Origin of the sequence: Saccharospirillum sp. (assembly GCF_040881935.1) — a bacterium.
Taxonomy (GTDB): domain Bacteria; phylum Pseudomonadota; class Gammaproteobacteria; order Pseudomonadales; family Natronospirillaceae; genus Saccharospirillum.
Window position 1 is genome coordinate 1 of sequence record NZ_JBBECH010000012.1, and the last position, 24,148, is coordinate 24,148.

The 24,148-nt window shown below is 56.0% G+C and carries 24 protein-coding genes and 1 pseudogene; 15 read left to right on the top strand and 10 right to left on the bottom strand.

Going from position 1 to position 24,148, the window contains the following annotated elements:
• Positions 1-194, top strand: a pseudogene (locus WEB54_RS00850) (mercuric reductase); the annotation flags it as partial.
• Between the two features lie 37 nt (positions 195-231).
• On the top strand, positions 232-1,587 hold the full coding sequence (locus tag WEB54_RS00855) for an NAD(P)/FAD-dependent oxidoreductase (protein ID WP_368052757.1): 1,356 nt from the start codon (positions 232-234) through the stop codon (positions 1,585-1,587).
• Between the two features lie 40 nt (positions 1,588-1,627).
• Here WEB54_RS00855 and WEB54_RS00860 read toward each other — a convergent pair whose 3' ends face one another.
• Positions 1,628-2,416: a class II glutamine amidotransferase gene (locus WEB54_RS00860; protein ID WP_368052758.1), complete on the bottom strand. Its 789-nt coding sequence runs from the start codon at positions 2,414-2,416 to the stop codon at positions 1,628-1,630.
• Positions 2,417-2,647: 231 nt separating this feature from the next.
• Here WEB54_RS00860 and WEB54_RS00865 point away from each other — a divergent pair, with 231 nt between their 5' ends.
• The 8 genes from WEB54_RS00865 (at position 2,648) to WEB54_RS00900 (ending at position 10,477) form a co-directional block, all read left to right on the top strand.
• Complete coding sequence (locus tag WEB54_RS00865) at positions 2,648-4,219, top strand: ABC transporter substrate-binding protein (RefSeq protein ID WP_368052759.1); 1,572 nt, start codon at positions 2,648-2,650, stop codon at positions 4,217-4,219.
• A 12-nt stretch (positions 4,220-4,231) separates the two neighbouring features.
• On the top strand, positions 4,232-5,206 hold the full coding sequence (locus WEB54_RS00870; RefSeq protein ID WP_368052760.1) for an ABC transporter permease: 975 nt from the start codon (positions 4,232-4,234) through the stop codon (positions 5,204-5,206).
• Positions 5,206-6,174, top strand: coding sequence for an ABC transporter permease (locus WEB54_RS00875; RefSeq protein ID WP_368052761.1), 969 nt, complete (start codon positions 5,206-5,208; stop codon positions 6,172-6,174). Before WEB54_RS00870 ends, WEB54_RS00875 begins: the two co-directional genes overlap by 1 nt.
• Positions 6,174-7,913: a dipeptide ABC transporter ATP-binding protein gene (locus WEB54_RS00880; protein ID WP_368052762.1), complete on the top strand. Its 1,740-nt coding sequence runs from the start codon at positions 6,174-6,176 to the stop codon at positions 7,911-7,913. The genes WEB54_RS00875 and WEB54_RS00880 overlap by 1 nt, the downstream gene beginning before the upstream one ends.
• A 15-nt stretch (positions 7,914-7,928) precedes the next feature.
• Positions 7,929-8,063, top strand: a complete 135-nt coding sequence (locus tag WEB54_RS00885; protein WP_368052763.1) for a hypothetical protein — start codon at positions 7,929-7,931, stop codon at positions 8,061-8,063.
• A 37-nt stretch (positions 8,064-8,100) separates the two neighbouring features.
• Positions 8,101-8,784: a TVP38/TMEM64 family protein gene (locus WEB54_RS00890; RefSeq protein ID WP_368052764.1), complete on the top strand. Its 684-nt coding sequence runs from the start codon at positions 8,101-8,103 to the stop codon at positions 8,782-8,784.
• Between the two features lie 130 nt (positions 8,785-8,914).
• On the top strand, positions 8,915-9,505 hold the full coding sequence (locus WEB54_RS00895) for a carboxymuconolactone decarboxylase family protein (protein WP_368052765.1): 591 nt from the start codon (positions 8,915-8,917) through the stop codon (positions 9,503-9,505).
• Between the two features lie 66 nt (positions 9,506-9,571).
• Positions 9,572-10,477, top strand: coding sequence for a DMT family transporter (locus tag WEB54_RS00900; protein ID WP_368052766.1), 906 nt, complete (start codon positions 9,572-9,574; stop codon positions 10,475-10,477).
• Positions 10,478-10,518: 41 nt separating this feature from the next.
• Here WEB54_RS00900 and WEB54_RS00905 read toward each other — a convergent pair whose 3' ends face one another.
• On the bottom strand, positions 10,519-10,980 hold the full coding sequence (locus tag WEB54_RS00905) for a MarR family winged helix-turn-helix transcriptional regulator (RefSeq protein ID WP_368052767.1): 462 nt from the start codon (positions 10,978-10,980) through the stop codon (positions 10,519-10,521).
• 192 nt (positions 10,981-11,172) lie between these two features.
• Here WEB54_RS00905 and WEB54_RS00910 point away from each other — a divergent pair, with 192 nt between their 5' ends.
• Positions 11,173-13,101, top strand: a complete 1,929-nt coding sequence (locus WEB54_RS00910) for an FAD-binding monooxygenase (protein ID WP_368052768.1) — start codon at positions 11,173-11,175, stop codon at positions 13,099-13,101.
• Positions 13,102-13,338: 237 nt separating this feature from the next.
• Here the strand turns inward: WEB54_RS00910 and WEB54_RS00915 are convergent, their stop codons facing one another.
• The 5 genes from WEB54_RS00915 to WEB54_RS00935 form a co-directional block, all read right to left on the bottom strand.
• Entirely contained in the window at positions 13,339-14,298 is a 960-nt protein-coding gene (locus tag WEB54_RS00915) for an ABC transporter substrate-binding protein (RefSeq protein ID WP_368052769.1), read from the bottom strand.
• A complete protein-coding gene (locus WEB54_RS00920) occupies positions 14,295-14,477 on the bottom strand; it encodes a hypothetical protein (RefSeq protein WP_368052770.1) in 183 nt (60 codons plus the stop codon). The genes WEB54_RS00915 and WEB54_RS00920 overlap by 4 nt, the downstream gene beginning before the upstream one ends.
• A 23-nt stretch (positions 14,478-14,500) precedes the next feature.
• Positions 14,501-15,466, bottom strand: a complete 966-nt coding sequence (locus WEB54_RS00925) for an ABC transporter substrate-binding protein (protein ID WP_368052771.1) — start codon at positions 15,464-15,466, stop codon at positions 14,501-14,503.
• A gap of 90 nt (positions 15,467-15,556) precedes the next feature.
• Positions 15,557-16,489 carry an iron-siderophore ABC transporter substrate-binding protein gene (locus WEB54_RS00930; protein WP_368052772.1) on the bottom strand — a complete coding sequence of 311 codons (933 nt, stop codon included), beginning with the start codon at positions 16,487-16,489 and terminating at the stop codon, positions 15,557-15,559.
• A gap of 64 nt (positions 16,490-16,553) precedes the next feature.
• Positions 16,554-17,438 carry a hypothetical protein gene (locus WEB54_RS00935; protein ID WP_368052773.1) on the bottom strand — a complete coding sequence of 295 codons (885 nt, stop codon included), beginning with the start codon at positions 17,436-17,438 and terminating at the stop codon, positions 16,554-16,556.
• 400 nt (positions 17,439-17,838) lie between these two features.
• On the opposite strand from WEB54_RS00935, the gene WEB54_RS00940 reads away from it, so the two are divergent.
• Complete coding sequence (locus WEB54_RS00940; RefSeq protein WP_368052774.1) at positions 17,839-19,017, top strand: M24 family metallopeptidase; 1,179 nt, start codon at positions 17,839-17,841, stop codon at positions 19,015-19,017.
• Positions 19,018-19,049: 32 nt separating this feature from the next.
• On the opposite strand, the gene WEB54_RS00945 is transcribed toward WEB54_RS00940, so the two are convergent.
• A complete protein-coding gene (locus WEB54_RS00945) occupies positions 19,050-19,994 on the bottom strand; it encodes a LysR family transcriptional regulator (RefSeq protein ID WP_368052792.1) in 945 nt (314 codons plus the stop codon).
• A 135-nt stretch (positions 19,995-20,129) separates the two neighbouring features.
• Here WEB54_RS00945 and WEB54_RS00950 point away from each other — a divergent pair, with 135 nt between their 5' ends.
• Positions 20,130-20,336: a hypothetical protein gene (locus WEB54_RS00950; protein ID WP_368052775.1), complete on the top strand. Its 207-nt coding sequence runs from the start codon at positions 20,130-20,132 to the stop codon at positions 20,334-20,336.
• A 27-nt stretch (positions 20,337-20,363) separates the two neighbouring features.
• Here WEB54_RS00950 and WEB54_RS00955 read toward each other — a convergent pair whose 3' ends face one another.
• Complete coding sequence (locus tag WEB54_RS00955) at positions 20,364-21,275, bottom strand: LysR family transcriptional regulator ArgP (RefSeq protein ID WP_368052776.1); 912 nt, start codon at positions 21,273-21,275, stop codon at positions 20,364-20,366.
• A gap of 134 nt (positions 21,276-21,409) precedes the next feature.
• Here WEB54_RS00955 and WEB54_RS00960 point away from each other — a divergent pair, with 134 nt between their 5' ends.
• Positions 21,410-22,009, top strand: coding sequence for a LysE/ArgO family amino acid transporter (locus tag WEB54_RS00960; RefSeq protein ID WP_368052777.1), 600 nt, complete (start codon positions 21,410-21,412; stop codon positions 22,007-22,009).
• A 2-nt stretch (positions 22,010-22,011) separates the two neighbouring features.
• Here the strand turns inward: WEB54_RS00960 and WEB54_RS00965 are convergent, their stop codons facing one another.
• Positions 22,012-22,536, bottom strand: coding sequence for a PilZ domain-containing protein (locus tag WEB54_RS00965; protein ID WP_368052778.1), 525 nt, complete (start codon positions 22,534-22,536; stop codon positions 22,012-22,014).
• Between the two features lie 95 nt (positions 22,537-22,631).
• On the opposite strand from WEB54_RS00965, the gene WEB54_RS00970 reads away from it, so the two are divergent.
• On the top strand, positions 22,632-24,083 hold the full coding sequence (locus WEB54_RS00970; protein ID WP_368052779.1) for an OmpA family protein: 1,452 nt from the start codon (positions 22,632-22,634) through the stop codon (positions 24,081-24,083).
• Positions 24,084-24,148 lie beyond the last annotated feature (65 nt).

The following is a 24,148-nucleotide window of genomic DNA, read 5'->3' on the forward strand; positions in this document are numbered from 1 at the left end:
TACTGGGCGTGCAGGCGGTGACGGCCGAGGCGGGTGAACTGATCCAGACCGCCGTGATGGCGATCAGGGCCAGGATGACCGTGCAACAAGTGGGTGACGAGCTGTTCCCCTACCTAACCATGGTGGAAGGCCTCAAGCTCTGTGCCCAGACCTTCTTCAAGGATGTGAAGCAGCTATCGTGTTGTGCGGCGTGACGGAAAGACAGTGGACCCAACAATGGAGGAATTAACGATGACCGACAACAACTACGACCTGATCGTGATCGGCACTGGCACCGCAGCATCGGTGACCGCGTTCAACTGCCGTAAAGCCGGCTGGTCGGTGGCGGTTATCGACCACCGTCCGTTCGGCGGCACCTGTGCACTGCGCGGCTGCGACCCGAAAAAGATGCTTATCGCCGCAGCCGAGGTGATCGATGGCGTCGAGCGCATGGGCGCCATTGATACTGTGCAAGGCGAGGTCCGCATCGACTGGGCCGCGCTGCAGCGCCATAAACGCTCCTTCACCGACCCAGTACCGGACAAACGCGAGCGTGCCTATGCCAAGAAGGGGATTGAGGTTTATCACGGCCGCGCCCGTTTCACCGGCCGCAACACGGTGGTGGTTGACGACACTGCGCTCACGGCGAGACACATCGTTATCGCCGCTGGCGCCGAGCCGGCCCGATTGCCGATCGAGGGCGCCGAGCACCTAGCTTTGAGCGAGGACTTCCTGGAGTTGGAATCCCTGCCGCGCCGCATCGTGCTGGTGGGCGGCGGCTATATCGGCTTCGAGTTCGCCCATATCGCAGCCCGTGCTGGCGCCGAGGTCACTATGCTCAACCGGGGTGAACAACCGCTGGCAGCCTTCGACCCGCATCTGGTTCGCTTGCTGGTCGAACGCACCCGCGCGCTCGGTGTAGATGTGCGGCTCGGCCACGAGGTCAAGGCGGTGCGCAAGACCGGCGATGGTTTTGATATTCAGGTCGAGGGGCCGGAGGGGCGAGTGGATATCGCCACCGACCTCGCCATCCACAGCGGCGGACGCAAGCCTGCGTTGGAAGCATTGGACCTGGATGTCGCCGACATCGCGCACGAAAACGGCAAGCTCAAGCTGGACCAAACCTTTCGCAGCACCTCCAACTCGGCGGTGTACGCGGCCGGCGATGCCGGCGGCGGCCCCTTGCCCTTGACCCCGGTGGCCGCACTGGAAGCCCACGCAGTGGTCGACAACCTGCTTGAGAACAAGGAAGCAACCGTGGACTATATCGGCATCCCCAGCGTCGTGTTCACTTTACCACCGCTGGCACGCGTTGGCCTGCTGGAGGCCGAGGCAAAGCAGCAGGGCCTGCGCTTCAAGGTCAAGCACGAAAGTGTGCCCGGCTGGTTTACCGCGCAACGCGTCAACGAGTCATGTTACGCCTTCAAAATCCTGGTGGAAGAGGGCAGCCAGCGCATTCTCGGCGCGCACCTGATCGGCCCCGACGCAGCCGAGGTGATCAATCTGTTCGGTTTTGCCATGCGTAGCGGTTTGGACGCCGAGGCCATTCGCCACGCCACTTTCGCCTACCCGACGGCGGCTTCAGACATTGAATCGATGCTGCCATGATGCAGGTGTATAGCTTGGCGGCTCGATACTCCACCGCCACCTATAGATTCTTTTTTCCACCTTTACCACTACTAACGACTTCTCCTTTGCGCCACATTCGCCACTCTTGTGGCTCGTAGGTTTCCCAACGTTCATCCACGGTCAGAGGTTCAGTAACAATCACGCTGACTACATCGGAAGGTGTGGTCACTTTGCCAAAGTCGACGGTAACATCGGCATCTTGCAAGCGGGCGGGGCCGAACGGTGAGCGCCGGGTGATGGCTGCCATTTTGGTGGAGCAATAGGTGAACAACCAGTCGCCATTGCTGAGCAGCAGGTTAAAGACCCCCAGCTTCGAATAGGCATCACTGTGCCGTACCAGACAGTGTGTCAGTGTTTTCAGATCGACATCACGATGCAGGGTTGAGCGGATGGCGTTCATCAGGTCACAGAACAGGGCTTCGCTGTCGGTTGTTCCGACCGGTTCGTAAATGCCCGGGCGGGGCTCGAAATGGTTCAGTTGGCCATTGTGAGCGAAGGTCCAGTAGCGGCCCCAGAGTTCGCGTTGAAAGGGGTGCGTGTTGGCCAGGCAGACATCACCGACATTGGCCTGACGGATGTGGCAGATGGCTATTTCGCTTTTGATCGGGTGGGTCTGCACCATGCGAGCAATGTCTGACTGTGCACTGGCCCGGCTCTCGTGAAACGCCTGCACTCCCTTGCCTTCATAAAAGGCCACACCCCAGCCGTCCTTGTGCGGGCCGGTATCGCCACCGCGGCGGGTGAGTTCGGTAAAACTGAAGCACAGATCGGTAGGGACATTGGCACTCATCCCCAGCAGTTCACACATAACGGATGCCTACTTGCCAACTAACAATGGTCGCTGAGTTTACCATCTGATAGATGATTCGTCGTCGCAAGGTATTACCATTGGCAGGTCGTTAGACGCCTGAGCAAGGAATCGAGACGCTCGGTAAGGTTATCTGTTCTATAATGAGCTACGGTTAACTGGGAACCTGTGTATTAGCACAGTAACCCGTTGTTAACTGTAGCTGTATATGACACCTCAGGAGAAATTGACATGAGCAAATGGGTACAGGTCGCTTCTACGCTCGCATTCGGCGGTATGTTGGTGTCGGGGCCTGTCATGGCCGATACCTTTCGCTGGGCGAACAGCACGGATCCGCAAACCATGGACCCTCATGCGGTCAATGCGGCGCCGGTAACCTCCTTTTTGAACAATGTATATGAAGGGCTGGTCCGTCGCGATAAAGACATGGCCATAGAACCTTCGCTGGCTTTGAGCTGGGAACCTCTGGAAGAGTCTGCAGGCTGGCGCTTTCATTTGCGTGAAGGCGTGAAATACCACAACGGCAATGATTTTACTGCGGACGATGTTTTGTTCTCCTATGAGCGCGGCGTGTCGGAAACCTCGGACGTCAGTTCCTGGTTTGCGCCGGTCAGTGAGGTTGTTGTAGTCGACGATTACACGGTCGATTTTGTCACCCACGACCCGAACCCGCTGTTCCCCGACTCCATTGCCAACTTTTTGATCATGGATCGCGACTGGACTGAGGAAAACAACGCGGAACTGCCGGCGCGTGAACAGGAGACCCATGCCTCACGCAACACCAATGGTACCGGCCCCTTTCGGCTGACCCAGCGTGACCCGGGTGTTGAAACCCGTCTGGTACCCTTCGATGGCTGGTGGGGCGAGGTCGAACACAACATTACTGAGGCGATTTTTACGCCTATCAGTAACTCTTCTACCGGTTTGGCGGCCTTGTTGTCCGGTGAGATTGATTTTATTTCACCGATTCCCCTGCAGGACATCGATCAGGTTGAGAGTCGGGATGGTTTCAAGGTACTGAGCGGTATCGAAACCCGGGTCATCGTGTTGGGCTTTGGGCACCAACATGATCAGTTGAACGACTCGGACGATGCAGCAGGCGAGAACCCCTTCCAGGATGTTCGAGTTCGTCAGGCTGCCTGGCAGGCCATCAACATCGATGCGATTAACCGGGTAGTGATGCGCGGCCAGGCCGAGCCAGCCAGCCAGTTAATGCCCCCCGGCCTGAGCGGCTACTCCGAAGTAAACGATGAGCGGCTGCCATATGATCCGGAAGCGTCGCGTGCGTTACTGGCCGACGCAGGTTATCCGGATGGTTTCAGCTTTGGTTTCAAGTGTACCAACGACCGCTATCTAAATGATGAGTCGGTGTGTCGCGCCATCTCATCCATGTTTGCGGCGGTGGGGCTGGATGCCGACCTGACCGCCATGCCGGTGCGCAACTACTGGGATGAACTGCGCGGTGGTGACTTTGATATGTTTCTGCTGGGCTGGTCGCCGGGGACTTTCGATGCCGAGCACCCTATCCGTTTTCTGGGCGCCACGCCGGATGGCCGGGTAGGTTCCTGGAACTTCGGTGGCTACTCCAATGAGCGTATCGATGAACTGCTACCCCTGGTACAACAAGAACTGGACCCGGAACAGCGGCAAGCCTGGCTGGACGAGATTGCCGGTATTCTGCAAGATGAAGTGGCCTATGTGCCGCTCTACACGCAGCCATTGATCTGGGCCGTAAAAGAGAACATCGATCTGGTTCAACGGCCCGATGATTTCTTCATGTTGCGTTGGGTGACTGTTAACTAGGCCAGCCCCACTATGTTGATGTTTATTGGTCAGCGGCTACTGCAATCGCTGTTTGTGATGGTGGCGGTCGCGTTTCTGGCCTTCGCCCTGTTTCGTTTTGTGGGTGACCCGGTCAGCCAGATGGTCGGGGTTGAAACCACCCTGGAGGATCAGGCTCGTCTGCGTGAAGAGCTGGGCCTGAACGACCCGTTCGTGGTGCAATTCTGGGATTTCACCCGCAACCTGATCAGCGGTGATTTCGGCTATTCCTATCGCACTCGCCAACCGGTTGGCCAGATGCTGCTGTCGCGTATTCCGGCGACGGCGGAACTGGGCACTGTCGCCTTGGTTATTTCACTGCTGGTTGGCATACCCACTGGTATCTATACCGCCTTGCGGCCCAAGGGTGCTCTGTCCCAAAGTGTGCTGTTGCTAACGCTGGTGGGTGTCTCTATCCCCACCTTTGTCATCGGTATTTTGCTTATCTTTCTATTCGGGGTGTACCTTGGCTGGCTGCCAACCTTTGGTCGTGGCGAAACGGTGCAGCTGGGGTGGTGGCAAACCAATATGCTGACGCTCGACGGCTGGCGCTCGCTGATACTACCGGCGCTGACGCTTGGGGTGTACCAGCTTACCCTGACCATGCGCCTGGTACGCTCTGAAATGATGGATGTGATGCGCACCGACTTTATTCGCTTTGCCACGGCGCGAGGCATTCCCTATCGCAGTCTGTTTTTCCGCCATGCGTTTGGCAATACGCTGGTGCCGGTGATTACCATTGTCGGCCTCCAGTTTGGGGGCGTCATCGCCTTTTCCATTGTGACCGAAAGCGTGTTTCAGTGGCCTGGCATGGGGCTGCTGTTTCTGGAGTCCATTCGGTTTGTCGATATCCCGGTGATGGGGGTTTATCTGGTTATGATCGGGCTGATTTTTGTCGTCATTAATCTGCTGGTGGACCTGCTGTATTTTATGATCGACCCGCGTATTCGTGTGCGGGAGGCGGCCTGATGCCTCGGCCCGATAGTCGGCTCAGCCTGGCTCGGCTGGGGGCACTGCGACGCCAGCTCTTCAACCGCAATACCCTGCGCAACAATGAAGGGGTTTACCTGTTTTTGCGCAGCCCGATGGCCATTGTGTCAGCGATTATGACGGTGCTGATCGTTCTGGGTGCGGTACTGGCCCCCTGGCTGGCGCCAACCAACCCATACGATCTGGCCAGTTTCAGCCTGATGGACGGCCTGTTGCCACCGGCCTGGGAGGAGGGTGGCCAGAGCCGGTTTTTACTGGGCACTGATGACCAGGGTCGCGACATGCTGTCGGCCATTCTGTATGGCGCACGGTTGTCACTGACCATCGCCTTTCTGGCCATGGCGTTCGCCACTATTTTGGGGGTGGGGGCTGGCTTATTAGCGGGTTATTACGGCGGGCGTTTTGACGCCATCGTGATGCGCATCGCGGATGTTCAGTTGGCATTGCCAGCAATTTTGACCGCCCTTTTGATCGACGGTATCGCTCGCGGTTTATTGCCTCGTGATATGCAAGAAGACCTTCGGATGTATGTACTGGTGCTGGCCATCGGTTTGTCGTTGTGGGTTAACTTTGCTCGAACAGCCCGCGCCTCGGCGATGGTGGAGCGCAACAAGGAATACGTGCACTCAGCTATTATTATGGGGCAGCATCCAGTGCGAATTATGCTGATTCAGATATTGCCCAACATCACCGGACCCTTGCTGGTCATTATGACGGTTGATCTCGCCTCGGCGATTTTATTGGAAGCTACTCTGTCGTTTCTGGGTATTGGGTTGCCGGCGAATTCCCCCTCACTGGGCACGCTGATTCGCATTGGCATGCAGTATTTGATGTCGGGTGATTGGTGGATTTTGTGGGTTCCAACATTGTTCCTGATCGCGCTGGTGATTTCGGTCAATATGCTGGGTGATTTCTTGCGCCAGGTCTTTAATCCGAGGTTGCGCTGATGCTCAGCGTTCAGGGACTCAGCGTGCAGTTCACGACCCGCTTTGGTGCTGAAACGGCGGTGGAAAATGTCGACCTGGACGTAAAACCGGGCGAGATACATGGGCTCGTCGGTGAATCCGGTGCCGGAAAATCGACCATAGGGGCAGCTATCATGGGGCTGTTGCCAGAGGCCGGGCAGGTTACGGCGGGCAGCGTTCATTTGGGCGATACGGATTTGCTGTCGTTGTCTCCGGCCCAACGCCATCGAGTTCGTGGCAAACGCATTTCGATGATCTTTCAGGACCCGCAAACCAGTCTTAATCCGCTGATGACGGTAGAAGAGCAGTTGCTTGAGACCATTATCACCCATGAAAACCTGTCTATCAGGATGGCACGCGCCAGAGCCATAGAATTATTGACTGAATTAGGCATTGAACGGGCCGACCAGCGCATTAAGGCCTACCCGCATCAGTTCTCGGGGGGCATGAGACAACGAGTGGTGATTGCGCTGGCATTGTGCACCAACCCCGAACTGATCGTAGCGGATGAACCGACGACGGCTCTGGACGTGGCCGTGCAGTCTCAGGTGTTGGATCTGATTCGCAAGCTGGCGGTTGAGCGACGGGTCGGTATTATTCTCATTACCCATGATATCGGTGTTATAGCCCAGGTCAGCGACCGAGTAACGGTCTTGCGCCACGGCAAGGTTGTGGAAAGCGGGCTCACGGCACAGGTACTGGGTAACCCCAGACAAACGTATACCCAGGGGTTAATGGCGTCCGTACCTCGCTTGCAGGAACGAATGCACCGCTTCCCAATGATGGTGGCTGTCGAAACGGATCGGGAAATTGACACTCGTGCGGGCGCTTTGCCTTCGGGCGTCAGCGCCGATTATGCCGCCAAATGGTTGCAGCAACGCCCAGGTCAGGCCCGGAATCAGTCCGCCATGAGCCTTGATATCTCGGCACTGGATGTCTGCTTCACCGAGCCGCGGCAGAGTCTGTTCCAGCGTCCGGATACCCTGTATGCCCTAAGGCAAGTGTCTATTGAGGTACCAGAAGGCAAAGTGATGGGGCTGGTGGGAGAGAGCGGCAGCGGCAAGTCGACGCTGGCCAAAGCCATCGTCGGACTGGTGAATCCGACCCGGGGTGATATTCTTTTTCAGGGTGAGTTGCTGGCGGCGGGTAGCTGGCGAAAGCGCAAGGATCCATCCCGACGGCTGATTCAGATGGTGTTTCAGGATCCGTACTCCTCATTGAACAACCGGCGAAAAATCGGTGACATTCTGGCGGAGCCGTTGATTGTTTATGGTATTGAAAAAAATGCCATCGAACGGCGGCGTTTGGCGGCGTCTTTTCTCGAATTGGTCGGTCTGCCAGCCGCGTCGATACACCGCTACCCGCACCAGTTTTCAGGTGGTCAGCGGCAACGCATTGCCGTAGCCAGGGCGCTGATTGCCCGGCCCGATCTGTTGATTTGCGATGAACCGACCTCGGCACTCGATGTGTCCATTCAGGCTCAGATCCTTAACCTGCTGAAAGACCTTCAAGAGCAGTTTGAGTTGACCATATTGTTCATCAGCCATAATCTGGCCGTGGTTCGGCAGATGTCGGATTGCATCATGGTATTGAAGGGCGGTGAAGTTGTGGAGACCGGCGTCAGTGAGTCCTTTTTTAAGGCACCCCAGCACCCTTACTCGAAGGAGTTATTGGCACTTACCCCCTCACTGGATTTAATTGCTTCAGCAAAGATAATTTAATCTGAGTCAGCCAAGTTGGTGCTTATAACTGACCAGCGCCAGATGTTGCCCAAGCAGTTAGTAAATGGCGGTGTTGTCTCCCGGTTAATTGATAGTGATATCGACATCGAATTTCTGGATTATGACTGGACCTTGAGCGACCTGAACTGAAAACAGGCACCAACCCACTTATTGAGAGATCAGACTGGTGAAAAAGAAACTATCGATCGTTGCGGTTATTGCCGTTGCCATCATCGCTTTTTTTGCGTTCGACTTGCAGCAATGGCTGACGCTGGATGGGCTGAAAGCCGGGCAAGTGCAGTTTCAGATCTGGCTTACTAACTACCCGGTGCTAGTCAGTGCGGCCTATTTTGTGATTTACGTTATCGTGACGGCACTGTCCTTGCCCGGTGCCACCATCATGACGCTGGCTGGCGGCGCACTGTTCGGACTGGTCTGGGGGCTCTTGCTGGTCTCGTTTGCTAGTTCACTGGGTGCGACCCTGGCGTTCCTCGTGGCCCGGTATCTGTTGCATGACACGGTTCAGGTTCGGTTTGGTGAGCGCCTCAGGGCCATCAATGAGGGTGTCAAGAAAGAGGGCGGTTTTTATCTGTTCACCTTGCGCCTGGTGCCCGCCTTTCCGTTTTTCCTGATCAATTTATTGATGGGCCTGACACCCATCAAGGCCTGGACGTTTTATTGGGTCAGCCAGGTTGGCATGCTGGCCGGTACGGCGGTTTACGTCAATGCCGGCACTCAACTGGGCCAGCTTGACAGCCTGTCGGGCATTTTGTCACCCAGCCTACTGATTTCCTTCACCTTGCTGGGTGTGTTTCCGCTGGTGGCCAAAAAAGTTCTGGCGCTGGTACGTTCTCGGCGGGCGGCCGCCTGACGTGTGGATCTGGACCGCTCTGTTGCTGGTATAGTATCTCGTTATCTTCCTACGTTTTTGGCATAGTGTCGGGTTTGGCGTTCACCCTTGCTGAGCGCCGGTAGCAATCAGACAATAATAAGGAAACACTATGCCATTGATTTCACCGCTCGATGCCGATCACAACAACGATGTCGCTGAGTTGGCTGCATTCTTCAACGAAACTCTGGGGTTTTGCCCCAACAGTGTTCTTACCATGCAGCGCCGTCCGGCCATCGCCAAAGCTTTTATCGAATTGAACAAGGCGGTTATGGATAACCAGGGAGCGGTAACCGCTGAACAGAAACGCCTGATCGCTTATCTGACCAGTGCCAATACCGGCTGCAACTATTGCCAGGCTCACACCATTCTGGCTGCTGAACGGTATGGCGCATCGAAGGCGCGTATGGAAAATATTTGGCTGTTTCGTGACAGCGATTTGTTCACCGCCGCTGAAAAAGCGGCCTTCGAGTTTGCCTTGGCGGCGTCATCGGTACCCAATGCCGTCACCGATACCATCAGCGCCGAGCTGAAAGCGCACTGGTCGGACGACGATATCGTTGAAATTCTGGGTGTGGTTTCCCTGTTCGGTTTTCTGAACCGCTGGAACGACAGTATGGGAACCTCCCTGGAGTCGGGGGCAGTGGCAGCCGGCGAAGCGTATCTTGGTGGCAGTGACTGGCAGGTTGGCAAGCACCGGTAGTGTGCGCCGTGCTGATCGGTTATTGTTGCACCTTTTCTGCTATCGACTGACTGCTTTGGGAACGCCATGCCGCTGCTGTACTTTTTAGCCCCGTTGGGGGCTGTGTTGATCTGGTCGGGGAATATGACCATTAACCAGCTAACGGTCGGGGCGATCGCGCCCAGCAGTATCGCTTTTTTGCGCTGGTTGCTGGCCTGGCTAATTCTGACGCCTCTGTTGTTGCCCCAGGCCTGGAAATACCGGGCGACGATTCGTCGCGAATGGCCCAAACTCGCTTTTCTGGGGTTGCTGGGCATGGCGCTCTGGCAAGGCCTGGCTTACGTGGCAGCCGAAACTACTTCGGCCACCAACATGGGCATCCTCGCGGCCATGGTGCCCTTGTTGACGGTGCTGCTCAGCGCCCTGATCCTGCGTGAGCCACCAACTCTGGGCGGTATTCTGGGTGGGTTGATCGCCCTGATCGGTGTGTCAGTGTTGCTGGGACGAGGTAACCCTCTGGTGCTGCTCGACCTGAACGTGGCGGCAGGTGATGCGCTGATGGTTGTTGCCGCCACCTGCTATGCCTTGTATGGCGTGATGCTCAAACGTTGGCCCTTCGATCTGCCGCCCTGGGTATTGCTTTATTCCCAGGTCTGTTTCGCCGTGCTGTTTCTGTTGCCGGGCTACCTCTTGGGGCCGATGACGCCGGTAGATGGCAGCAATGTCTGGCTGATCCTCTATGCGGGTATTCCGGCTTCCATCATCACCACCTTTTTGTGGATGCGCGCCATACGCCAGATTGGTGCCAGTCAGGCCAGTATTTTTATTAATTTGATGCCGCTGTTCAGTGCGCTGATTGCCATGGTGTTTCTGGATGAGCAGGTGTCATTGTTTCATCTGGTTGGTGGCGTTCTGGTGCTGGCCGGTGTTGTGATGGCCCAGACTCTGACACAGCCTTTCAGACCGCCAGCAGGCACCGGGGAGCCGACTTAAAACGCGAGTGACTCAATCAACGAACCCGGGTGCGTCCCATGTTATTCGACCTCTTTTAAGGGGGCCCGGCTCATGTGGTTAACCCCGGCCGTTGCCTTTTGCAGTAGCCTGACAAATTCCGTCTGTTCACCCTGATCGAGGCCGCTGAGCATTTGCTGCTGCGCGGACTCTACCGTAGCTGCCAACCGGTGCAAGGTGGCTTCCCCCAACTCCGTCAGCTTTAAAACCCGGGCTCTGCGGTCCGTGGTGCTGATTTCCCTGACCATAAAATTCTTTTGCACCAGGCGGTCCACCACGCCACCGATGGTGGTTCGGTCGTAGGCGATCAGCCCCGCCAGGGTGACCTGGTCGATGCCCGGCTGGGCTTCTATTTTTGCCAGGGCGGCGTACTGCACGGGTGTCAGGTCGTATCCAAGCTCGGTTACCCTGGCCTGAAAAATGGCCACTGAAGCCTGATGGTAGCGGCGTATCAGGTGTCCGGGCATGGTATTGACGTCGGTCATTCAGGATCTCCGATCAGCGCAATAATTGACAAGTATACTGATGGTAAGCATACTGAGTAAACTGCTTTTCAGTTAATGGCATGTTTTGTAGTTAATGACATAGAGTGTAACTGTCCGGTCAGTCTCAGTGCGAGACTGACCACGGGTCCGAATAACCACAGAGAGGCCGAGAATAGGCTTTGGGGAGGGGGTATGCAATTTCATCTTGATGGGTTCAAAACCGGAGATCCGCGGGTTCAGGAGCCGTCCGGGACGGCGCAAACCAACCCTCAGGCCGACACGCTGCCCGAGCAGGTAGACGTACTCATTGTCGGTTGCGGGCCGGCCGGGTTGACTCTGGCCGCTCAACTGGCCGCCTTCCCGGATATCAGCACGCGCATCATTGAACAAAAGGACGGGCCCCTACAATTGGGTCAGGCCGATGGCGTAGCCTGCCGCACCATGGAAATGTTCGAGGCCTTTGGCTTCAGCCGTCGGGTTATGGAAGAGGCCTACTGGGTGAATGAAGTGACCTTCTGGAAGCCGGATACAAAACGCCCGGAACACATCGTGCGCAACGGGCGGGTACAGGATACCGAAGACGGGCTGTCCGAATTTCCACACGTCATTCTGAACCAGGCACGGGTGCATGATTTTTATCTGGAGGTCATGAAAAACAGCCCCAGTCAGCTGGTGCCAGATTATTCACGCAGCGTAGTGGATGTTGAGATTGACCACACAGCAGCGGAATACCCGGTGACCGCGCGTATCGCCAGAACCGATTCAGAGCACCAGGGGCAGGAAGAAGTGGTCCGCGCACGCTATGTGGTCGGCTGTGACGGTGCTCGTAGTGCGGTGCGCAAGGCGATCGGGCGTGAGCTGCGCGGAGATTCGGCGAATCAGGCCTGGGGCGTCATGGACGTTCTGGCCGTTACTGATTTTCCGGATATCCGGCTCAAGGCGGCGATCCATTCTGCCACCGAAGGCAACGTGCTGATTATTCCGCGTGAAGGTGGTTATCTGGTGCGGCTGTATGTGGAGCTCGATAAATTGAAGGAAGATGAACGGGCGTCCAGCCGGAACATCACCGTCGATCACCTGATTGCGGCGGCGCAGCGTGTACTGCACCCTTATTCGCTCGATGTGAAGGAAGTGGCCTGGTGGTCGGTCTATGAGATCGGTCAACGCATCAGCGATCACTATGATGATGTCGCCGGGCGAGGCGATGACAATGCATTGCCACACGTTTTCATCGCCGGGGATGCCTGTCATACGCATAGCCCCAAAGCCGGGCAGGGCATGAATTTCTCCATGCAGGATACCTTTAACCTGGGCTGGAAACTGGCATCGGTTCTGCGCGGCCAGGCCAAACCAGAGCTGCTGCACAGCTACTCGACAGAGCGTCAGACAGTGGCTCAGGAACTGATTGATTTCGATCGCAAGTGGGCGAAGATGTTCAGTGATCGGCCTGCAGAGGGCGGAGGGAAAGGCGGTGTCGATCCGAAAGAATTCGAACGCTATTTCGTCAAGCAAGGCAGGTTCACGGCCGGCACTGAAACGCATTACCAGCCATCGCCAATCTGTGGAGCAGCAACCCATCAGCAACTCGCTGAAGGCTTTACCATTGGCAAGCGCTTTCATTCAGCACCGGTGGTGCGCCTGGCAGACGCCCGGCCAATGCAGTTGGGGCACGTAGCCAGAGCCGATGGTCGCTGGCGTCTGTATGCCTTCGCTGGCACCGATGACGTTGCCGGCCAGGATTCCGGCGTTCGCTCGCTCTGTGAGTTTTTGTCTGACTCGCCAGATTCTCCGATAAAGCGGTTCACCCCAAACGGGCAGGACATTGATTCAGTCTTTGATCTTCGGACTGTGTTTCAGCAGCCGCACCGTGAATTGTCGCTTGATTCAATGCCGGCGCTGCTACTGCCACGCAAGGGCCGCTATGGTCTCAACGATTATGAGAAGGTGTTTTGTCCCGATCTGAAAAATGGTCAGGATATATTTGATCTGCGCGCTATCGATCGGGAGCGGGGTTGCCTGGTCATTGTCCGTCCGGATCAGTACGTCGCCCATGTACTGCCACTGGATGCGCATTCGGCATTAGCCAGTTTCTTCTCCGGTTTTATGCTCGGACACCCCTGAATTGAATGATTGTTGGCCAGCCTGTTCGCAATTGCCGGATCTGTTCATCGAACTGCTGGTTGGCCACTTGTGCAAAAAGCGGGACGTGCCGGTGCTCAACCCGGTCAGGAATGATCGCGCTGGCAACGTCATCCAGAGCCTCCCCAGACAGTGTTTTATAGGGTTTGTCCAGCGGAGCTGACTCACCCTAAGCGATTGATGGATTGGCAGGTGCCGGTGAATGTTGACCACCGCAGGTTAGTAACCGGCGCCGAAGTCAATCGTACCCATTGCTGTCGTTACGGCATAGGCGATCATTGTTAGACCAACGTAAGAGGTAGCCCAGCCTTCCTCACGCGGGATGACGACGAGACGCCGGTTCTGGCACGCGGATAGTTGGGCACAATATCCCGGAAAGGCCGTTTCAAGCTCGGCATGAGCATCGGCAGGTGTCTCTCCCCGGTCACTTCGGTAACTGACGAAAATCACGTCTGCATCGAGTTCGGGCAGGCGCTCGACGCTCAGTTGTTCAGACGTGCTCTCCGGAATGCTCTCGATCAGGTCCGGGAACGCAAAGCCCGCGTCCCGCAGAACTTTGCCGAATGAAGAGTAAGGGTTCCATACGGACAGATTCCCGTTTTGCGCATGAAAGGCACTGACCTTCCGAGGTTCCTCTCCCGCCACGCGGCGAAGTTGGGCGATTTGTGCCTCGTACCGTGCTTTAAGTTTATCCAGCGTGTCCGTCTCTCCGGTTAGGTCAGCCAGCAGGTCGTACAGCTCGAAATCACCCCGTAAGCCCGTGCGGGTGTCTATCACGATCGTGGGGGCGATGGCGGCCAGTTTGTCGACATCCGCCTGCTGCCAAGTACTGGTAATAATCAGGTCCGGCCGCGCACTGGTTAAAACCTCCAGATCGACCGGGTTGTGGCCCAAAGCGATGATGTCGCCCGTGGAAAAATCCTGCCCAGTCAATAATACTCCCGCCCTGATCATTTGCGATCCAGTGGCGCCGGGGCGGCCATGGCTGGCCACAACCGGAGCCCCCAGTTCAAGTAGAGGAACAGTCAATTCGATATCATGCAAGGTCGCGATGCGCGCGGGTTCGGCGGGGTAAATTACGTTGCGCCCCAGATCGTCGGTGAAGCTGCGTATTTCCTGCGCCACTGCAGAGGTGGCAAGCATCGTGAAGGCAACGAGGGTTGTGATAAGTCGTTTCATCTTAATAACCCGCTATTAACCACATCATCCAGCATGGCGTTTAAGGCCAATAAGCCTTCAAAATCGACACTCGCGGAAATGGCATTAACGGCGGCGGTGTTTGTCGGGCAGGTAGTGGCGAAGGCAGGCAAGGCACTGCTCAGGGGGATCGCGGCGGTGATGAGCCATGTTTTTTTCATGATTTCTTCTCTGTATACGTCAGTTATTCAGCAACGAGGTTGCGGTTCAGGTCTTCCTGCAACAGTACTTCGGCTATTTGGTCTAAGCCGTTCATGATTTTGCCCCATGCGGAACCCACCATGTCGCCGCCATTTAGCGGATAGAATTGCCCGGCCTGATACACTGGCAAGGTACGCACCAACGGGCGGCTGATGAAGTCGTCGAACGAGGTAGAATTACCACTCTGGTCCGCATCGTAGGTGATCAGGAACATCACATCGGCGGTGTGCTCGCCGAGGGATTCTATGCTTTTCGCATTGCGGTCGATGGCCCAGGTTTGTTCCGGCGCCGACATCACAGGATCAAGCGCCCGACGAATAGCCCCAAAAGCCTGAGTCGGTTCTACGGCGTAGAATCCGTCGCCTTGATATTCCGGTGCGATGATAGAAAGCGTGGTGCTATCAAGCCGATCTCCCAAAGTTGCCCGCAGCTCTGCGACTTTCTGGTTTAACTCGGCCTGCAAACTTTGCGCGCGTTCGGTACGGTTTACGGCATCGGAAAATTGATACAGGGCCACTTCCAAATCGTTGCTGAACATGTCAATCACGATGGTCGGGGCAATTTTTGAATACATTTCGTAGGCTTCGGCAGGCCATGGCGAAGCGATGATCAGGTCAGGCTGCTGGGCGGCGACGGCCTCAATATCCGGATTGCCATAAGTGCCAATGAATTGAATACCGGTGGTGTTGTACCCTTGCATGCGACGGTAGACCTGCTCGCCATTGCCGTTGATGTGTCCCGCACTGGCAATGGGGCGCACACCTAATTCCATTAAGGGCAATAAGCCATTTTGGTCTTGCAGGGTCACAATCCGCTGCGGGTTAACCGGAATGCAGTCTTCACCGGCGGCGTGAGCGAACAGCCGGTAGCCGTCTGTGCAGGTTTGTGCCCAAACGGGGGTTGTTAGCAAGGCGCAGCCCAGAAGGGGGATCAATAACCAGGGTTTCATGTGTCAACTCGCTTAGATGATTGGGTATGGGTTTGTTCATGCTCCTGGTGCGACTAAGCGCAATTATCGGAGGCGGCTTGAACGCGTTAACTAGTCAAATATCCGATCCAGTTTTGGTACCAGTTCATCCAGGGCAAAACGCAGGCTGGGGTAGCTTGAGAACGACAAGGCAAACCGCATGTCGTCGTCCAGGATAATCTCCCGCCCCTCCTGATGCGCCTTCAGGCTGGCGCGCAGGCGCTTGACCAATGGATCTTCCTCAAGCGCTCCTTCCGGGGAGTCCCAATACCAGACCAGCAAGTCGACATCCATGACATCGATGCGCTCCGGGCTGAATACGGCGTAAAAGGCATCGCCAGCTTCCTCGTCGTAGAGTGCCGGAACGGAAAAACCAATTTCTGTGAAAAAGCGACTGCGCGGTTCTCCACTGCGATAAGCACCCGGATTACCATCCCAGTAAAAGCCAGCGGCTATTTCTTTACCCACAAATTCCGGGTGATCGCGACGCACCTGAGCGAAGGACTGCTCGATCTCGGCAATCATCTTTTCAGCCAGATCGCGCTTTCCGACGGCTGTAGCAATGATTCGAAACTGCTCTTCCCAGGGTGTGGCGTAGCGCACATAATCGCCGGGCTCAGCGATGACGGGTGCAATAAGACTGAGCTTGTCGTAATCTTCCTCGGACAAGCCTGCGTAAACACCTACAATCAAATCTGGATTCAAGTCAGCAATCGCTTCAAAATCCAAAGGCCCCCGTGGCAACACTATTGGCTTTTGTTCACCCAGTAGATGCTCGGCCCAGGGCCAGACGCCATGAGGGACTGGCGTTCCCCACGGGCGCAAGGCGATGGGCGTAATGCCCAACGCCAACAGATCATCCTGTTCGGTATAGCCGACCGACAGCACGCGCTGGGGCATATCCTCAAGGGTTACAGAGCCATACTTGTGTTCGATGGTTACCGGAAAATCGGCCAGTGCTGTCAAACTAAAACAGGCCAAACAACTCAACAACAAGGTTTTCATAATCACTCCGACAATTAGGTGGCAGTTCGATAGGGCTGCCATTCATGGTTGAATTTCTCTTAAATCAGACCGCGCCCAGTTCATATTGACGTTGCAGGTAAGCCTGCAAGCGCGCATCGCGTTCCGTTTTCGGTAACAGCACACAGGTTGAGCAATAGGTGGCTGCCTTTGATGTGTAATAGCGGCAACACCCACCGCGGGCGCGAAAGTGTTGGCTCGCAACCGGGGTTTCCGGTTTTTCCGGGTCAGTGACAGTGACTTCGAAGTAGCCGGTTTGTTTGTTGTTCAGCGGTGAGCCCGGGTGTCTGATCAAGGCAAACGCCTCTTCTCTGGCGCTGTTTTCATGGCCCAGTTGGCGGCCCACATTCAGGAAAGCGGCTGCCAGAGCATCGGCCACTAGCCGCCATTGTGCGGCCTTGCCTAACCTGTGCTGTCGGTAAAGTTGTTCAATGAGGGGGTGGTAAAGCTGTTCCAATTGAAGCCTCAGGTTGTCCCTTAGGGCTTTCTGGCTGGGTAAGGGTATTGCGTTGCAAATCAGGTGGCGTGGGGCATGAGCCCAGCACGTCGTGTTGAACAGTTGAACTTCAAGTGCTTTGTAGGTGCCGCTTTCTCCGTCCTCTTCCCAGTCGACGTCGTAGTCGACAAGCGCGATATCCCGGGCGGCCAGGGAGGGTACTAACCCCTCACCGAGATAGAGGGCGGCGATGGCGGTCAGCAGGTAGTGTGCCGTGTCACCAATCAGAAAGGCGACTTGACCTTTGGCGTCAAGACCCGGGCACCGCTCGGCTTCATAGCGCATTATGGCGGTCCGCCAGTCACTGCGCTCGGTGGCCAGATCAGCGAAACAACAGCCGTTATCAAGCCATGGTGAACAGCTCAGTTTGAGGCCATCGAAGCGGCTGCCAAGGGCATTAACCCGCTCTGAAAACGACGCTGGATTTACAATCATAGTGGTCATCGGTGTCAGTGACCGTTCCATTGAGGTGTTGCGCCGACTAGTACAGTCGAGGCTGGTTAGAGCTGAATAGTAAATAAAATAATAATCATTATCAAATAAGAAAGGCGGGAATAGCGTTGAACGTTTTAGCAGGCAGGGTGAGGGGCGGCGAACGACAGTCCCTGTCGTTCGCCGTGAGGTCAGGAAGCGGCTGTAAACAGCGCCCGGTACGTTGCCCGAGTATCTTACGAGGCACTTTGAGAGCCCTGAAACGGCGTCTTTAGTTGAAAGTGACGTTAAAAGCGGAAATTGACCGCCTTTGACCGATAAACAGTCTGGTATTAAGCCGACAAAGACTGGCACAATCGAAAAGGTTGGTCATGGCAAACACGGTTGATACGGAGGTAGCTGAGTGAAGCTGGCATTTACCAAGAAGGAATACCTGCAGCGCGTTAAGAAAGTGCGGCGGGAAATGCGAATACGGAAAGTTGATGTCCTGATCGCGACCGATCCGGGCAATATGAACTGGTTAACTGGCTACGATGGCTGGTCGTTTTATGTACATCAGGGGGTGGTGATACACGTCGACCAGGAAGAACCCATCTGGTTTGGCCGCCGCATGGATGAAAGCGCGGCTCTGCTGCGCTGCTTCATGAAGAAGGAGAATCTGACCAGCTACCCGGAAGAATACGTTCAGAACCTCGAAAAACACCCGATGACCTGGTTGGCCGAGCACCTGTTTATCGAAAACGGCTGGAGCGGCGCCACCATTGCCACCGAGATGGATAACTATTACTACACCGCCGATGCCCATCGCTCGTTGCGTCTGGCCTTGCCGGAAGCCCGTTTCGTCGACAGCCATAACCTGGTGAACTGGTGCCGTGCGATCAAGTCAGCCAAAGAAATCGAATTTATGAAAATCGCGGGCAAAATCACGTCCAAGATTCACCAGCGCATTCTGGATGTGGCGCGCGTCGGGGTTCCCAAGAGTCACGTTGTCTCTCAAATTTATGAAACGGCGATCGCCGGTGTCGATGGTCACAGCGGTGATTACCCCTCCATTGTGCCGTTGCTGCCCTCAGGCAAAGAGGCTTCAGCATCCCACATCACCTGGGATGAGCGGCCATTCCGAGCCAATGAAGGTACCTTCTTTGAAATCTCGGGCTGCTATAAGCGCTACCACGCGCCCATGTCGCGAACTCTTTATATGGGCAAACCCAGCGCACGCTTTCTGAATGCGGAAAAGGCCTTGTTGGAAGCGATCGATGCAGGCCTGGAGCAGGCCAAACCGGGAAACCGGACCTGTGACATCGCTAATGCGCTGAATGCAACCATGATGAAATACGGCATCGATCGACAGGGTGCACGCTGTGGTTACCCTGTAGGCGTCAGCTACCCGCCAGACTGGGGTGAGCGAACTTCAAGTTTGCGCGCCTCGGATGAAACCGTACTGCAGCCAGGCATGACGTTTCATTTTATGCCGGGTATCTGGCAGGACGACTGGGGCATTGAAATTACCGAGAGCATTCTGATCACCGAAACCGGTGTCGAAATGCTGTGTGATTTCCCTCGCCAGCTTTTTGTGAAATAGAACGGCGTTGATCGGTCATGCTAACGCGCCGGTCAGCGTGACCTGACTCGTGCCGGGTAGCCCGCCAGTTTTTTGGTCTGCTCGCGCACAGCATCGGTCATAAAATCCAACAATGACTGAATGCGGGACACCCCGCGCAAGTCCGGGTGCATCAAGAACCACAGTCCGTAACTCAGGGGCGGAATCGGGTCCGATAACTGAACCAGATCGGGCTCGCCGTCGGCCAGATAGCACGGCAGAACTGACACGCCAACTCCCGCCTTTACGCTGCTGAGCATGCCAATCAGAGTATCGACCCGAAACGCGCAGTGCTCCTCGTATCCCTGTTCCTCCATCCATTGACGCATGGGTTCATCAAAGAGACGAGACCCGGGGCCAACCCAGGGGAGTTGGCGTAAATCGACAACTTTGGTGTCGATGTGGCTTTTACGGCCATAGACCGCCATTCCGATGTCGGCCAGTTTGCGGCCGATCAGGTGCTCTGGTGGCGCATTGGAGGGGCGGATGGCGACATCGGCTTCGCGTTTGGTCAGATTGAACAGTTGATTGGACACGGCGATATCCAGCGTGACGCCAGGGTATTGTTGCCGGAATTCGCCAAATAGCGGGGCGAGCAGGCCGGCCATCATGGAGTCGGTCGTGGTCACCCAGACGGCACCGGTTGGCTGCAGGTCACGGCCTACGATGCGGCGTTCTGCCTGCAATACATAACCTTCCATTTGCCGGGCGGTGTCGGCCAGCTCTTCACCCGCCGGGGTCGGGAAATAACCCGAGCGGGACCGTTCGAACAACATGACACCCAGCCGCTTCTCGATCTCCCCCAAACGCCGGAAGACGGTAGCGTGGTTTACCTGCATGCGCCGGGCCGCACCCGACAGGGAGCCACTGTCGGCGATAGCCAGGACCGTTTCAAAGTCATCCCAGTGAATCTGGTAGGGCCCGCCTCTGGGTTCCAGTGGTTTGTTTCGCTGTGCGATTTTGCAAACTCCGTTTGGGTTTTTTAGGAATTAACTTGCGTAAGGTCTCAGCGTACCATACTTGTAAATTCAAAGAAGAACACACTGTCAACTCAGCCAAGGCAGTAAATTCACCCACTATAGGAGGTTCCCATAATGAGCCAGCTTAATATCAACAAAGGTACTCTTTTTCAGGCCTATCGCAGCGCTTTCTTGCTGGGATCAGCGTCCACCCGTGTGGCGGAGCCTTCAAGCATACCTGAACGTTACCGTGACACCGGCGGCCGGGTCCGCAGCGACCTGGTTAATCTGGATGCCAGACAGGCGAGGACACAGTGGTTGAAAAGCCTGTTCAGCCGTTAATGCCTCTGTGTATTCTGAGGTAAACGGTCAATACAGAGATGTCCCCAAAGCCCGGCTTAACCGGGCTTCTTGTGTTAACAGCACCTGAACCGCATGGGTGCTGACGGCCTCCCGGAGCTTGGTCATCGCGCTGCTTTCGGTTTGCCAGTAGTGCCAGAAGAGCGGCACATCCAGATGATAGGCCGGGCCCACATCAATCAGTTCACCACGGTCGAGATACTGCTGCACCTGCAGTTCGGGCAGCATTCCAAAGCCCAGTCCCGACAGGGCCATCTGCACGAACCCTTCCGATGAAGGACAGTGATGGATGCGTTGTGGTGGGGACAGGCCCTGACTTTCCAGAAACTGGTGTTGCAACTGGTCGTCGTGATTGAAAATCAGGCAGGGTATCTGACTGAGCCTCTCTGGATAGGTCCGTGTCTGGTACCGGTGAACAAAGGCGGGGCTGGCCAGGGCTCGGTAGCGTAACACGCCCAACGCCATAACGGCGCCGCCATTGACCGGTCGGGATTCCGAACAAATACACGCCATAACCTCACCCTGACGCATCCGTTTCAACCCCACTTCCTGGTCTTCAACCACCAGATCAAAGTCCATCTCCGGGCTCAGCTCGCACCGGGCCAGTGCTGGCGCCAGCCAGGTGGCCATGGAATCGGCATTGACGGTGAGCCTGAGTTTGAGAGGGAAGGCATCACGGGTGGAGACCAGATCCATTTCCAGCTGTCTGACCTGTTGCAGATGATTATTCAGTCGCCAACCCAGGGGTGTTGCCCTGGGTGGGGTCGTTCGGAGTAAAACCGGCTGCCCGAGCCGCTGTTCCAGTTGGCGAATACGCTGACTGATTGCCGATTGGGTCAGATGCAGTTTTTGGGCAGCGCGCTCGAAACCACCGGTTTCGATGACGGCGGCCAGAGCGTCGAGCAGGCGATAGTCGAGCACGGAAACTCCGATAAATGATGACTCAACCTAATATACGATAATAAGTAATGCTTATGAAGCATTAAAATCATTCGTTAGATTAATAATTGGTGCCTGATTAACATGTGCGAAACTGAAAAATAACGGGAACAATAATGATTGGCTCATTTGTCACGGGTTTCGGCATTTCCATCGGCTTGATCGTGGCCATTGGTGCCCAGAATGCCTGGGTGCTGAACAAGAGCATGCGGGGTGAACACCCTGCTGTGGTGGCGCTGGTTTGCTGCTGCATCGATGCCCTGCTGATCACCCTGGGCGTGTACAGCGTCGATTGGGTGCAGCAAAGGATTCCGGCGCTGGTGCCGGTGCTGACCTGGCTCGGCATCAGCCTGCTGTGCTGGCTGGCGGCCCAGGCGTTCTGGCGGGTATGGCAAGGGTCAGAGGGGTTGGTAGTGGCCGGTATGACTGCGCGGGTGACTAAATGGCAGGTGGCCGGTCAGGCGTTGGCGATTTCGCTGCTGAACCCGCATGTATATCTGGATACGGTTGTACTGGTGGGTAGTGTGGGTGCTCAGCAAAGTTACCCCGGTTATTTCGTCATAGGCGCTGCTTTGGCCTCAACTACCTGGTTTTTTGGTTTGACCGGTTTTGGTCGTTACCTCGGGCCCAGGCTGACCTCGCCAACTGCCTGGCGCTGGTTCGATGCAACAGTCGGTAGCGTTATGGTGCTGGTTGCGGTATCTCTGGTTCCCTAAGGTCAGCTTGTCTCCGATTCGTCGACCCAGGCCGGGAAATCCCGGGCATGCAGGGCAATCCACTCCTGGGCTGCTTCTTCCGGGGACAGGTCGCGGCCTTGTCGCTCCCACTGTTGCCGGTACTGCTCGATGTGGCAGATCTGTTCAATCATACGCACAGCAAAGGCATTTTCGATATTGTCGAACCGCAGCCCGGTGATGTAGTGGTCGTCCTGGGGGTGGCACCAGACTACCTGGCCTTTCGTTTCAAACGGGGGGTCACCGATGCCAATACTTACATGCACGATCTGGCCGGGTGCCATAGGTTCTTTAGTGATGAAACTCAGCCCCCCCTGGCTGACGTCCAGCAGTTCGGTAGGGTTAGGGTCGTCTGGTTGCTGGCACTGATATTTCAGCGGTACCGCAGCCGGATGGCGAATGTATTGACGCACGCTGTACTCCTCACGCTGCAAACAATGCCTAAAGTCGAAAAAAAGCAGCGGAATGCCTTTAGTATAGTCGAAACGGCGCAAGCTGCCGGTTGACATGAAATCTCCACACCTATGCACTAGACTCAGACAATTATCTTTCTTTACACCGCCTTACAACTTATAAAATAAAAACGCATTAGGGGAGATGTCTGGTGAGTGCCACTAAGAGCAAGCAACAAGGCTGGGTAGCGGTGACGCTGGCAGTCATTCTCGTCGTTGTTTTGGCCGTCGTAGTTTACTTTTATCAGCAGTACCGGTCACAACTGGCCGATTCGCAACAGAATGTGAGTGCCCTGGAGCAGGCTCAGGAACGTGTCCAATCGGAACTGAGTGCCGTGCAAGACCGGTTGAACGACGCCAACAGCCGGGTACGGCAATTGGAATCCGAACGCAGCCGCCTGCTCAGTGATACCGAAGCGATCAGCGCGCGACTGGCTACCTTGCAGGCGCAATACAATGAGCTGCGCCAGAACAACCAAACCAGTGTTGGCGATTTGCAAACGGAGTTGGAGCAGGCCCGGCTGGACCGAACTGAGCTCGAGCAAACCCTGGCCGAGGCCGATGGCCTGATCGCGAGACAGGCCGAGCAGCAGACACGCCTTGAGACCGAGCTGAATGAAGCCATTGCAGCGCTTGCCGCTGTCGAGGCGGAGCTGGTGGCTGCCGAGGCTGATCTGGCTGATGCCGAGCGTCGGCTGGCCAGTAGCAGCACGGGTCAGCAGGCCACTGAAGGTGAGCTGGAGGCCGCCCGTTCGGAAAATGTTGACCTGAGCCGTCAATTGGCCGCGAGCCAGGCACATGTGCAGCGCTTGCTGAGCGAGCGAACGTCATTGTTGGCCGCTACTCAGGGGATGGAGCAGGAACGCCGTGAACTGGAGTCAGCCAATGACCGGTTGCAGCAACAGCTGGATGTTACTCTGGCTGAATTAAACGTGGCAGAAGTTGAACTGATACGCCGCGAGGCGAATCTGGATGAAGTCGTTGCTGAGCGGGAAACGGTGGTAGATGAGTATCGCCAGGCACGGGAGCAACTGGCCCTACAGCAGGCACGTAACGCTAACTACAGTGAGACTATTGCCGAGCTCGAAGCCCGACTGAACCGAGAAACCAATGCGATGAACGAGCTACAGTCTCAGTTGCAGTCGTTGAGCAATGAACGCCAGACGCTGGTTTCTCGCCTTGAAGACGGCACCACCGTGATTAAGTTGCCGGAAAGCATTGTCTTTGCCTCTGGCTCTGCCGACATTGGTGATGCGGGTCGCGAAACCCTGCAATTACTGGCCGATGCCCTGGCGAGTTTTCCGGATCATCTGATCAGCATTCAGGGGCATAGCGACGGTCGATCGATCTCGCCCTCCTTGCAGTCAAAATATCCATCCAACTGGGAACTGTCGACCGCCCGGGCCGCTTCAGCGGTTCAGGTGTTGAACCAGTCCGGCATTGAATCGGACCGGATGCAGGCGGTCGGTTTTGCCGATACCCGCCCCTTGGTAGAAGAGACCGATGCGCAGAGTCGGCGCACCAATCGTCGTATCGAAGTGCTGTTGTACCCCAATCAGTTCACCATGCGGGTACTGGATCAGACGGGTCTGGAGACCCCATGAACAACGGCTTTTAAGGCGGTTTTGTGATAAAATGGCCGGGTTAATCCACGACAGGAACCTTAACG